Source organism: Peribacillus sp. TH14 (assembly GCF_016651145.1).
Taxonomy (GTDB): Bacteria; Bacillota; Bacilli; order Bacillales; family DSM-1321; genus Peribacillus; species Peribacillus butanolivorans.
The window spans coordinates 5,560,039-5,572,368 of record NZ_JAEKEK010000001.1; the positions used below are offsets into that span (position 1 = coordinate 5,560,039).

At 35.8% G+C, this 12,330-nt stretch carries 11 protein-coding genes; 3 read left to right on the plus strand and 8 right to left on the minus strand.

Annotated features, from left to right (window positions below; all coding sequences use genetic code 11):
• Positions 1-318 precede the first annotated feature (318 nt).
• Positions 319-804 carry a peptidoglycan-binding domain-containing protein gene (locus JFU50_RS26695; protein WP_201180992.1) on the minus strand — a complete coding sequence of 162 codons (486 nt, stop codon included), beginning with the start codon at positions 802-804 and terminating at the stop codon, positions 319-321.
• Between the two features lie 355 nt (positions 805-1,159).
• Here JFU50_RS26695 and JFU50_RS26700 point away from each other — a divergent pair, with 355 nt between their 5' ends.
• Positions 1,160-1,750 carry a hypothetical protein gene (locus tag JFU50_RS26700; RefSeq protein WP_201224854.1) on the plus strand — a complete coding sequence of 197 codons (591 nt, stop codon included), beginning with the start codon at positions 1,160-1,162 and terminating at the stop codon, positions 1,748-1,750.
• A 1,220-nt stretch (positions 1,751-2,970) separates the two neighbouring features.
• Here JFU50_RS26700 and JFU50_RS26705 read toward each other — a convergent pair.
• The 6 genes from JFU50_RS26705 to JFU50_RS26730 all read right to left on the minus strand — a co-directional run bounded on the left by JFU50_RS26705 (position 2,971) and on the right by JFU50_RS26730 (position 8,558).
• On the minus strand, positions 2,971-3,750 hold the full coding sequence (locus JFU50_RS26705; protein ID WP_201224855.1) for a hypothetical protein: 780 nt from the start codon (positions 3,748-3,750) through the stop codon (positions 2,971-2,973).
• Positions 3,751-3,891: 141 nt separating this feature from the next.
• A complete protein-coding gene (locus JFU50_RS26710) occupies positions 3,892-4,722 on the minus strand; it encodes a 3D domain-containing protein (RefSeq protein ID WP_201224856.1) in 831 nt (276 codons plus the stop codon).
• A 384-nt stretch (positions 4,723-5,106) separates the two neighbouring features.
• A complete protein-coding gene (locus tag JFU50_RS26715) occupies positions 5,107-5,355 on the minus strand; it encodes a hypothetical protein (protein ID WP_201224857.1) in 249 nt (82 codons plus the stop codon).
• Positions 5,356-5,372: 17 nt separating this feature from the next.
• Positions 5,373-5,663 (minus strand): SAV0927 family protein, encoded by a 291-nt coding sequence (locus JFU50_RS26720; protein WP_201224858.1) that lies wholly within the window; start codon positions 5,661-5,663, stop codon positions 5,373-5,375.
• Positions 5,664-5,698: 35 nt separating this feature from the next.
• Positions 5,699-6,976 (minus strand): Glu/Leu/Phe/Val family dehydrogenase, encoded by a 1,278-nt coding sequence (locus JFU50_RS26725; protein WP_201181001.1) that lies wholly within the window; start codon positions 6,974-6,976, stop codon positions 5,699-5,701.
• Between the two features lie 235 nt (positions 6,977-7,211).
• The gene (locus JFU50_RS26730) at positions 7,212-8,558 is read right to left on the minus strand and encodes an APC family permease (RefSeq protein WP_446728151.1); all 1,347 of its coding nucleotides are present in this window, start codon (positions 8,556-8,558) and stop codon (positions 7,212-7,214) included.
• Between the two features lie 389 nt (positions 8,559-8,947).
• Here JFU50_RS26730 and speB point away from each other — a divergent pair, with 389 nt between their 5' ends.
• Together speB and JFU50_RS26740 are read left to right on the plus strand one after the other, a co-directional pair.
• Entirely contained in the window at positions 8,948-9,913 is a 966-nt protein-coding gene (gene speB, locus JFU50_RS26735) for an agmatinase (RefSeq protein WP_056523038.1), read from the plus strand.
• Between the two features lie 288 nt (positions 9,914-10,201).
• On the plus strand, positions 10,202-10,555 hold the full coding sequence (locus JFU50_RS26740) for a GNAT family N-acetyltransferase (protein WP_201181002.1): 354 nt from the start codon (positions 10,202-10,204) through the stop codon (positions 10,553-10,555).
• 1,016 nt (positions 10,556-11,571) lie between these two features.
• Here JFU50_RS26740 and JFU50_RS26745 read toward each other — a convergent pair.
• Positions 11,572-12,288, minus strand: a complete 717-nt coding sequence (locus JFU50_RS26745) for a FadR/GntR family transcriptional regulator (protein ID WP_201181003.1) — start codon at positions 12,286-12,288, stop codon at positions 11,572-11,574.
• Positions 12,289-12,330: the final 42 nt, after the last annotated feature.

A 12,330-nucleotide genomic window follows, 5' to 3' on the forward strand; every position in this document is an offset into this window, starting at 1 on the left:
TTTTCAACTCTGTTGAGGTATAATTCTCGGAGTGGTTAAGCATGGAAGACCTTTCTTTATAAAGATTTTAATCATTTGGGGTTTTAATTCACAAACGCAGAAAACACATATTTCTAAATGAATAAAGCCGATGATTCCTACCTAGGAATCATCGGCTTTTTACAATTAACCTGAAACTAATAAAAAGGAGAAATTTAATAGAACTATCCCCCCTCTCCTTCTTTGATACTGGATCGCTTACGCTTAGTAAATCATTTATGCAAGGCTTCCCCATCGTTTTATCTTCATTTAACTAAAAAGGGCCTCCTTCCTGGGTTTTTAATTCGCATACAAGCGATATTGGTCACTTAATGTATCTCCATTACCGTAAATATAGGCTTTTGAGCCGGATGTATAGGAAGAATCGTCGTACTTCCATTTGATTCTGAGACCCATGTTCCCCCCTGCTCCATATGTGTTCTCGCCATTCTTTTTAATATATTGTGAAAAACTTGCCCATGTCTTGGGGCCAACAACACCATCCACTTGGAGATGGTTTTCTTTTTGATATTTCTTTACACCCGCTTCGGTTTTCGGCCCAAAAACCCCATCAACGTCAACCACTGCTGAATCAGTATAAAAACCCATTACATTGAGGATATACTGCATATTTCTTACTTCCACCCCAAGAGTGTCCTTCCGCAAAATCGAGTTTTTATCCCAGCTTTGCGGGTGGTGAAATCCTCCAGCAGATGCTGAAGCGGTGGAAAATGATATACCCAGGGCTATTGATAATACTACCAAACCAGTAAGTAATTTCTTCATAGCTCCATCTCCCTCTTTTTTGTTTATTCAATCCACCTTACTAATTCCCCTTAGATTTTATATTCCCCTTCCGACAAATGTCCTGTTTATTTTGAAATTGCTATACAAAAATAGTCACCAGAAGGACCACAGAATAGGATAAGTTGTACGTACAATAGAGACAACCCTTAAAGCTTTAAAAGAAGATCCTAGCTATAAATCATATCCCACTTTGGGATTCCTTTACTATCCGTTCACGACTCATTTTCCTTAGTTTAACGTACACCGTTCATTTACAGGAGAAGTTAAAAAAAATGGAGGTAATTCACACAAGTATGGAGAATATGTGAATAATAGTCGTAATGGAGTGTGAAATATGAAAATAAAAGAGCTATTAGATGAACTATCAGTAACTGGAAATACAATAGCAAAAATTGCACAGGACAAGGTTGGCATTGGAGAGAAACGATTAAAGAATGCGTTACACAATGCAGGATATGAATACAGGAACAAAAATCCGAAAGGCTGGTTTTATGCAAAGGAAGGGAAAGAGCCCCTTTATCAGTCAGTGTTTGAGTTCATTGAATCAAAAAATAGTTTACCTAATGTTAAACAAAGTTCCCCCGACCTGAATATTACTTTACCAAGAAGTTCACAGCCTATTACACTCGATGTGAAGAGTGTAAGAAATGGTGAAAAATATATTCACACCGTTTTCACACCTGAAGAAGTTACGATATTAAAGGAACTGATAAAGTCATATGTTCTTGATGATCAGCAAGATAGTCAAAGAGATGATCTTTATCAAAGGGTAGTCACTTTAGAAAAAGGCAACAAAGTAAGAAAAACGATTGTCATAAACGAAGAAGTTGGGACTTTGCTTGATAGGTTCGCAGATCAACAGAAGTTTAATAAATCCGACATAATAGAACTTGCCATATTAGATTTAATTAACAAATACAAATAACTACTTAACAATATCTATTTTATGGCTCCTAGCAAGCCATAAACAGCCCTATCATGTAACTGCTTAAATATGCTTTTCTTTGTGTGTTTACTATTTAGAGTTCAGATCATAAATGGCGGCTTTCCTTCCTCATCATTGTTAATGTATTCGTTAATTGTTTGATTTTCTATATCTCTAGTAGTCAAAGGTTTCAGACAGACTGACTTGAATATCAAGCAAATTCAATTTTATGTGAACTTCTCAGAGTTGATTTTTTCTAATTCTCGAAGTCAACTACCAAATATTAGCTAATTGTACTTACCCTAGCATGTCCATATTTCTTGGCGTATCCCACTTTTACACTTTATTTATGACCCTAAATTATGTCACCATACAATACCTTACCATTACTACACTATCAAAACGGGTGGCCTATACTTTTATGTTTTGGGTAAGGTTAGTTCAAAAAAAAAGAGACTGACTATAAAAAACCAGTCTAATGTGACGTCAGGTGCTTCCTCACGTCTTATATAAATTATGCAAATGTTTGGACAAGCGTTACTCTATCGATTTATTTATGACTAGTTCATTTTTGTTCTTGGTCAAAAACCTCATCCAATATGCATATATAGTATGTGGAGATAACAACAAAACATTTCTTCTATACGTCTATTACTTGGTAGATAGATATTAACAAGGTTTTGTTAAATGTTATTAAAATAATTCATTAAATAGCAAGGTCCCTCTACTATGTTTACTAAGTCACCAATGCTGATATATTATGTTCATTTTTACATAATCAATGGGAATTCACAGAAAAATACTACTCTATGGTAAAGAAAGTAGATAAAGAGAGATGGTCTAATGAATAAAAATAGACTATTTAAACATCTTTGAATGCTTCTTTCAATAGAGATTCCTAAAGATACTAATATAATATTGAAGAATTGGTTAAAGAAATAGAAAGTGAAGGAAAAATTAATTTAAGAGGATGTATTCAAAGAGAATGCTCGGTTTATTTACATGGAATGATTAAGTATGCACCCGAATAATCGGGTGTTTTTTTATTAAGGAAATCGGACTTCTTTTAACCGCCACCTGTTTCATAAAGAACTTAAAAGTAACAGATTTATTGTCATCCAACAGCATGGAAATCCAAATTCTGATTAACTTTCACTTAGTTCTTTTCTTTTCCCTATTCAACATTTATGTTAGGAAATTAATCACTACTACACTACTCATCATTTGCCTTTGATAAATTTTCTGAAATTATCGTAATCAGTCTTAATGTAATGAAATACCTTTGCGTTGCCGTCATGATCTGGATGAGTTATTTTTAATAACCCTTTATATTCTGCTATCACGTCTTTATTACTCGCCATTTTTGCAAGTCCCAATTTTTCACTATAATCATTTGATTGATTATTGGAGTCGAAATTGTAATTGTCTCTTTTGTTTTCTTTTACTTTTATCAATTCATTACGTAATTCAATATTTTCTTTTAATAAATCCTTTGTTTCAATTTGTAATTTACTTTTCTCATTCTTTAGTATTACAACTTCCTTTTTAAACTTATCTCTTTGCTGGATTAATATTTTTTTTGCAGACTCATGAAGTTCTTCAATTCCTTTTATATGCTTATCTTGTGCTTGTATTTTTAATTTTAATCTGTGAATGATCTCGTCCTTATTTTGATCAATACGATCATTTATTGACACCTTTGAGACTGTATCAATAATTATGTATCCAGTTTCCCTATTCCCGTTTCCCTCGTATTTAATCTTACCTTCACGCATCCAACGTCTAACAGTTTGAATACTAATACTTTCTGTTATTCCTGCATCTTTTAACAGGTCAAATGCTTGATCTGTGTCATCAATTATGTATCCAGTTTTTCTATTCTTGTTTCCCCCCTCGTATTTAATTTTACCTTCACGCATCCAACGTCTAACAGTTTGAATGCTAATACTTTCTGTTACTCCTGCATCCTTTAACAGGTCAAATGCTTGATCTGTGTTCACGATGTTCCCCCTTTCACTCTTATTACGCATGTAATGTTATTTATTGAGCGATATTAGACTATTAGAAAAAACGAGTCGTTTTTTGTACCTCGCCGCAACGAAGAAAAAGATATTTTCTAAACAATCAATTATATGATTGAGTTAATTCAAGACTTGTATTTTCACGTTTTTAACGCCCCAATTTAAAGCATCCTGCTCATTAGGAATAAAGATATCTACTCTATTTCCTTTTATAGCACTGCCGGTATCCTCTGCCGTTGCGTAGCCATAGCCTTCCACATACACTTTTGATCCAAGTGGGATGACAGATGGGTCAACAGCTACTACTTTTGCATCCGGATTTGCTTTTAAGTCGATTCCAGTAGCTGTAGTGCCGCTACAACCTTGACAATCAGCAGTATATGCAGTTGCTCTTACAGTAATCTCTTTTTCTATGCCTGATTGATTCGTAAATTCACTGTTAGATACTGTTTTTTCTTTTTCTGCTTTTTCAGCTGGTGCTGCTGGCTTTGCTTGCTCAGCTGGTTTCGTTTGCTCAGCTGGTACTGCTGGTTTCGCTTGCTCAGTTGGCGCTGCTGGCTGTTCAGGCTTAACACTCGCTGCCTCATCTTTGTACGTCCCAGGTTTAATAACTAGTTCCTGCTTTGGATGGATTGTATCTGAATTTAAACCGTTCCAAGATTTAAGGTCATTTACTGATACTTGATATTTGCCTGCAATTTCCCATAACGTGTCCCCGGACTTGACCTTATAATGCTTTTCTTGAGAAATATGTAATGTTTCTCCTGAATAAATCGTGTCTGAAGACAAATGGTTCCAATCCTTAATATCTTCTATTGATACTTTATACGTTTGAGATATCCCCCATAATGTGTCTCCATCTTTCACATTGACATCTTCTGCTTGTACCGGAATAGTGAATGCACCTGATATTGCAGCCGCTGCCGCTAACGATAAGATTGATTTTTTCATATGTTGTTACCTCCTTGTAAGCTAGTAAGTTAGCTAATTTTTTCAATAATAGCATAGTTATTTGCTATACAAAGAACAAACAGATAAAGAATAGATGACAGATATCACAGAAGGATAACGAAAAGATATCAAATTTTAAAATAACACTAGAATAATTAATCCTATATGTCCGTCGTATCAAATCACGACACCACTGGACGGAGTTTGGTTGTTTTACTGGTCCGCACCATCCAGATAGACTATCTTCCAGAAAGAAAGTACTTCAAGAAATTGCAAACATTTGTCCAACCCCATTATTGCTTCATATGTAATTTCACACAGCCCTTATCCAGAAAGCAGATAAAAAAAAGAAGATGATTCAGTTCATCTTCTTTTCTCTATATATTAATCGCTACCGGTCACGAATAAATCTTCTTTAAAATAGGCGAGGACCTTGCCAGCTTCCACTTGTTCCCCCTCCAGTACCTCCAATGATTCTATCTCACCGCTGACACCAATATGGATGATTTCCTCACGTCCATCTGCCGTCTTAATATGGAACAATGGTTCCCATTCGTAGAATCCGGAATTTTTGGTTATTAAAACTTTTTCAACTTTACCATGACAAGGACTAAGAATCACATCAACGTACATATATTTCACTCCATCCTTCAATATTGTTCAAAATGAAATTGGGATTGTAAGACTGACTTGAGAAAGTATTGAAATTCAGAAATATCTTCTTGTTCAATGCCAAGCTTCGGAGCCCAGTACTGATCTAAATGAATATCATCGGCACACATTAGGATCATTCTCCCGCTTTGAAGGGAGGTGACCATTGCTTTACCTAAAAACTGAGCCGAGTAGGCAATAGTCACATCATATCTATAATTTTTTGACAATAAGCAATAATGATGAATAGCCTGGTTTTCTTTATTTTCAGAAATAATATCAAAATTCAACTGATTGCCTCCTTTCTTGTAAAGCCCTAATTAGTTTAGAACCTGACCCACCCTCGGAGCCGGGATGCTTCTGCTATTTTACGAATCCCTTCTATATAAGCAGCAATTTTCATGTTCACGGAAAATTTTTGAGAAGTATGATAGACATTCAAAAAGCTGGCTGTTATCTTTTCTTTTAAACGTGTATCTACAAGTTCTTCTGTCCAGTAATATCCTTGATTGTTTTGGCACCATTCAAAATATGAAACAATCACTCCTCCTGAATTCGCCAAAATATCCGGGACTAGTAATATACCTTTTTCATCGAGAATTTTGATTGTTTCCTTTGTTGTCGGTCCATTTGCTGCTTCAATTAGGATTTCACATTGCAGTCGTTCGACATTATCTTTATTTATCACTCCGCTAATAGCTGCGGGAATTAGCACATCACACTCTTTTTCCAATAATTCTTGATTGGATAATGAATCTTTAAATAAGTTCGTAACGACTCCATACGAATCCCTGTTTTCCAAAAGGTAAGGAATGTCTAAGCCGTTTGGGTCATATAATCCGCCAAGCTCATCCGAAATCCCGACAACCTTAGCTCCCAATTCATGCAAATACATTGCCAAATAACTTCCAACATTCCCGAATCCCTGAATAATTACCCGCATACCCTGAATAGGCATTTTCTTTAAATCACTTACCATTTGAAGAGTATATAATACTCCCTTGGAAGTAGCTGTTTCTCTGCCCTTCGATCCTCCTAATGACAATGGCTTACCCGTAATAAAGCCGGGTGAATCAAACTCCCTGATATGATCATATTCATCTAGCATCCAGGCCATTATTTGAGAATTTGTATACATATCCGGTGCAGGAATGTCCTTGGTCGGCCCAACTATTTGACTGACTGCCCTGACATACCCTCTGCTTAATCGTTCTAGCTCAGACAAACTCATCTGTCTGGGATCACAGACAATGCCACCCTTTGCTCCTCCATATGGAAGATCTGTTATTCCGCATTTCAAACTCATCCAACCCGCCAAAGCCTTAACTTCTTCAGGAGTGACATCCGGATGAAACCGAATCCCTCCTTTCGTTGGACCGGTTGCATCATTATGTTGAGCCCGATACCCTTGAAACATCCTTGTCTCACCGTTATCCATTTGGATAGGAATACAGACTTCTAAAAAGCGCATTGGTGTTTTTAAAAAATCAAAAACCTGATCTGGGTAGTCCAAAACATCAATTGCTTCTTTTAAGATATCCTGGAATTCTTGCAGAGAATTATCCTTTTCGCGTTTTTTAATCCCCTCAGTTTTAACTGCCATTTTAGCACCTCATTTTTTATTCTTATAAATTATAAAGCAATTTCCGTGCCAGCTTTAACCATGTTGCTGGTTGGTAGTATATCGCCACTTTCCTACATGGATTCACGCTTTATTCATCCAGACTATATGTATACATTCATAAGCAATTCAAATTTGCATAATGTTAAAATATGATGATGAAATAAACAAATAGAAAAAACGCATCCTTTTTAAAATGCGTTTTTCCTTTCAAACTCTATAACTGAATTTCTTCAACTTGATATTGAGGTGGAGCTGTTCGGAATGCCTTCGTGATAAATAATAGATAACAAAAACCAATTATAAACCAGCCTAACCCCATTATTAGTGAGCTAGTCTCAAGATTAATCCAGAGAATAGCAATTGAAATAGCTCCGATTAAAGGCATAATTAAATAATTGATACACCCTTTAATAGTTCGATGCTTCTTCTCTCTGAAGACAAAATGGCTGATCACTGACAGATTTACAAAAGTAAATGCCATTAATGCACCAAAGTTAATCAGTGATGCGGCAGCTACTAAATCAAAAAACAAAGCCGACAAAGAAATGACTCCAACTATGACAACATTAATAGCTGGTGTTTTCCACTTAGGGTGGATAAATCCAAACCATTTTTCCGGAAACACTTTATCCCTGCCCATAACATATAAAAGACGTGAGACACTGGCGTGTGAAGCTAGTCCTGATGCTAGCGTATTGACGAAAGTTGCACAAAGAAAAATGGATTGGAACAGCTTCCCACCTACATAAAGGGCGATTTCCGGTAAAGCAGCATCTGGTTCCTTAAAACGGGACATGTCCGGGAAAAAGAGCTGAATAAAGAATGAAGAGGTGATGAAAATAATTCCACCCCAAAGGGCCGTTAAAAAGATCGCTTTCGGAATCGTTTTTTTCGGATCTGGTGTTTCTTCTGAAAGTGTTGTTACAGCATCAAACCCCAAAAAGGAAAAACAAAGAATGGTTGCTCCAGTTATTATAGCCGAATAGTCCATTCCTACATTTATGAAAGGCTGAATTGTAACCACTTCGCCTGTACCTTCTCCATTATGCAAGCCTTTGACAACAAGAATAATGAACACCACCATGATGGCAATCTGAATTAAAACAAAAAGGGTATTAAAGTTAGCAAGTACGTTAACACTCCGGAGATTGAGAATGGTGACAATCCCTACAAACAATACTACCCATATCCATGTTGGAACTTCTGGAAATAATGCTGTGAGATAGATTTTGGTCAACAATGCATTTACCATAGGCAAAAATAGATAATCTAACAACGAAGACCAACCTACCAGGAATCCTAAATGTCGGTTAATTGCCTTTTGCGTATAAGTATAGGCAGAACCAGCTGTCGGGAAAACTTTTACAAGTTTCCCATAGCTTGCGGCTGTAAAAAGCATACCCACCAATGCAACGATATACGCTGTTGGGACGTGCCCCCCCGTAATTCCAGATACAATACCAAATGTATCAAATACGACCATGGGCGTCATATAAGCTAACCCCATCATAACAATTTGCCATAATTTTAGAGTTCTTTTCAGTTTAGCACCATTTTCCACCTATCATTCCTCCTTGTAATCGCTTTCATTTATTAGGATTAACACATCTTTAATAGATTTAAAGACCTCCCCATTTTTCAAATTTTCAAATATATCTAAATGCAAATTCTGTGCCAAATGGTTACCTGTTTACTTAAATACATGAATTTCGCAATAATAAGCTTTTAAATTATGCAATATTGGACAGCGTATTGGATTTTATTCACGAGAATGAAGTAGTACATCGCCTTCCGATAAGCGATTCAATTTTTCATAGATTATGCGCTCCTTCATAACTCCTGCAAATAATATCTAGTTAGAACATATAGATATCACTTAATAGCGACTTGGCATGATATTTGCATTGTTTCTCTACTATGAAAGAAATAAGAAAATGGAGGAATACAAAAATGAAATATCCGTTATCTCCTGACGTAAAACCAGAGTTTTGTACGACCGGATCATTCATGCGCTTACCTGCTTCAAGAGAAAATGCCAAATTGGCAGTATTAGGTATACCTTTTGATACAGCTGCTTCATTCAGGGTAGGAGCACGGTTTGCCCCACAGGCAATCCGCCAGGCATCTATGACCTTGTTTCCTTACCATCCGATACACAAGGTGTACCCATTTGACGATTGTAATGCCATTGATATTGGGGATATTTCAGTGATTCCCCATAATATACACCGAAGCTATGAGTTAATTGAAAGTGCGATGACAGACTTAATGAAAGAAGGAATCATTCCAATAGGTATTGGCGGGGATCATTCTGTAACATTGGCAAACCTGCGAGCTGCCGCAAAAGTACATGGACCTGTTGCAATGCTCCATTTTGATTCACATACTGATACCTGGGATACCTATTATGAAGAGAAATATTGGCATGGTTCCCCTTTTATCCGTGCATATGAGGAAGGTTTGCTCCAAACGGATAAAGTTTTCCAAATTGGAATTAGAGGGACGCTCAATCATCCAGGAGATATAGATTCCAGCACGGATCTAGGATACAACGTGATAACTACGCCTGAACTGAAGGAAAGAGGAATCGAGGATGTATTGAAAGAAGTCAAGAAGACCATTGGGGATACACCATGTTTCTTGAGCTTTGATATAGATTTTGTGGATCCATCCTGTGCCCCTGGTACAGGCACCCTAGAGGTCGGCGGTCTAAACAGCTTTGAAACCCTAGAGATGATTCGTTCTCTGCAGGGATTTAACTTTATTGGATTCGACCTAGTGGAAGTCCTCCCCCCCTATGATCCAACACAAATCACATCACTATTGGCAGCCACTATCATTCATGACTTTGCTAGTTTAGTAGCCTTAAAGATAAAAGAAGAAGAACTAGAAAAATCAACCCAAAATCATTCATAATATTGTTATTAGAATCTTGTGACATTAACATAAAGAAGCAGGAACCTTAACTATGTTCCGCTTCTTTTTTATCAGCTAGCGATAAGGCCCTCATTTTCAAAACGAACCAATTCGTGAGCGAGTGTAGGTTAAGTGGGTGATGAATCTCTAGATTGATAAAGATTCAACTGAAATAGAAGCATTTTTAACTAACAAAAATTTTGGACAGGTCTATATGTCAGAAAATCAATCTGCATCTATTTATGGAAGGCGAAGCAATAAAAATTAAAAAAGATAGGAGAAATTAATATGAAAATACCAGTGGAAAATATTGTAGAGTTAACTGTAGAACATCAATTCTTACAGGCTTATCCGATAATAAATCAGTTACATACTGATTTGACTTTAGAGGAATATCTAGAATTATTAAATGATATGCGTAAGGATGGTCAACAGTTATTTGCTTTATATCATGATACAAGCATCGTAGCTTTAGCAGGTATTAGCTGGCATGAAGATTTGTATAATGAACGCTATGTATTTGTACAAGATTTGGTTACTGATGTAAATCATCGCCCTAGTGGCCTTGGATATAGGCTGCTCAGTTATATACATAATTGGGCAAAAGAACAGGGTGCTGAATATATTTCATTGGAATCTTGATTTCAACGTCTTGATACCCATCAATATATCAAAAAAATTCGGCTATACTATATTGTGTTTTCCGTTTAAAGTACAATTTTCAGGAAGGGCTAGTACCTATTAGGTGTAGCCTTTTTTCGTACCTAAAATTACCTCATATCCTACCTATGATATTTTGAAGTTTTGAATAAGGGTTAGCTTTTAATGAATTTTTATAGTTTTTATAAAAATGAAGTTTACTTAAACACTTTGATTTTGATGAAAAGTTGATTTATCAATGTTTTTCATGAATTTCTTATCAAACTTAGTTTCACTTTATAACAAAAATTACATGTAGATGTAATGGAAAAGAGCCTTAGTTGAAGTATCGCCATAGTATTAATAAAAATTCCATTAACACTAAATAATTATTCTCCCGACTACTTTTTTGACGAGTTTCTTCTTTAATTAAATAGTACTAATTTTAAACTACTTTCGTATTGCTTCATTAAAGGTCGTCTTTTTAACGTCTAACTCCCTAAGATTCCCAAAAATAGAGTAACCATTTAGGTTACCCTTTCTAAGCTTAATTGCTATTATCTTTATCGGGTCACTCAAAGGAGACCCTTTTTATGGCTGTGTTTCCGGCTCCTAGACTAAAATGTCAAGATAGTAAACATAGTTACCGATTGCTACATCAAAGAGTTCAAATTCTGACATGCTTAAATAAGATTGGCCAAGAATTATCACCCTTTATTTCTTCTTTCCGCTAGGAATATCTCAAAGTAAAATTTTCCCTTCCTCGCTTACCCAATGATGATCTATTCTATCACCACTAAATTCCTTCCCATGCTCAGAATCAATATAATAGTGTTCTGCTTTGCGAAAAGAGAGCTTCTGGAAATTCCCTCATATTGCTTTTATAAGAGCCCACACTAATAGCTAATTTATGATAATACAGCTCTCCGACGTTTGGCGACACTGGAGTTAGAAAGGTAGTAGCAGTAAAAATGCATATTTACTATGAAAAGCACACAATTAGAATTATTTTTAAAGATTTAAAGATCATCTAAATCATCTTCATCTATTCTTGGAAGTTCTGGTTCGATACCTTGGAAAATCATTTTCAATTCATTTTCTAATGAATCTAAGTGTTCTGTCATGATTTTCTCTGCATATTCAACATCTTGATCTTTAATTGCTTTAAAGATTGAAAAATGTTGGGCATAAATTGCCTTATCCATTCCACTGTATTGCCCTAATTTTTCTCTTGTGATAGATAAGACCTCTATAAATAAATCGGATGCCGCTTCCATCATTATTGAGAGAACCTTATTTTGACTGGATTTTACTATATAAGAATGAAATTTATGATCTGCAGCTACACTCTTCTGAAAATCATTTTCAATGAATGCCTGTTTCATTTCTTCTAATATTACAGATATGATCGCCAGGTCATTACTTGTTCTCCGGATTGATGCTAATTTTATTGCTTGAACCTCAATGATTTTCCTAGTTTCTAACAAATCAAATATAGTGACACTATCCAAAGCCATTGTATAGGATAGGGTATGATATATCCCTTTCAACTCAGGTTCCTTAATAAAGGTACCACCAGCCTTCACTTCAACCATACCAAGCATTTCTAATGATTTTAAAGCTTCTCTTATTACTGTCCGGCTAACCTTTAACTGTGTAGACAATTCGCGTTCAGATAGCAATCTATCTCCTGGTGATAACCCACCTTCAAGAATTAAGTGTCTAATTTCCTCCATTATTTTTACGTACGACTTTACTGAAGACTCTTTACTTAGTTT

Bases quoted from the DNA above. Each gene is read 5' to 3' on its own strand.
- JFU50_RS26695 (WP_201180992.1), bottom strand. From the start codon at position 804: ATGAAGAAATTACTTACTGGTTTGGTAGTATTATCAATAGCCCTGGGT.
- JFU50_RS26700 (WP_201224854.1), top strand. From the start codon at position 1,160: ATGAAAATAAAAGAGCTATTAGATGAACTATCAGTAACTGGAAATACA.
- JFU50_RS26710 (WP_201224856.1), bottom strand. From the start codon at position 4,722: ATGAAAAAATCAATCTTATCGTTAGCGGCAGCGGCTGCAATATCAGGT.
- JFU50_RS26715 (WP_201224857.1), bottom strand. From the start codon at position 5,355: ATGTACGTTGATGTGATTCTTAGTCCTTGTCATGGTAAAGTTGAAAAA.
- JFU50_RS26725 (WP_201181001.1), bottom strand. From the start codon at position 6,976: ATGGCAGTTAAAACTGAGGGGATTAAAAAACGCGAAAAGGATAATTCT.
- speB (WP_056523038.1), top strand. From the start codon at position 8,948: ATGAAATATCCGTTATCTCCTGACGTAAAACCAGAGTTTTGTACGACC.
- JFU50_RS26740 (WP_201181002.1), top strand. From the start codon at position 10,202: ATGAAAATACCAGTGGAAAATATTGTAGAGTTAACTGTAGAACATCAA.
- JFU50_RS26745 (WP_201181003.1), bottom strand. From the start codon at position 12,288: ATGGAGGAAATTAGACACTTAATTCTTGAAGGTGGGTTATCACCAGGA.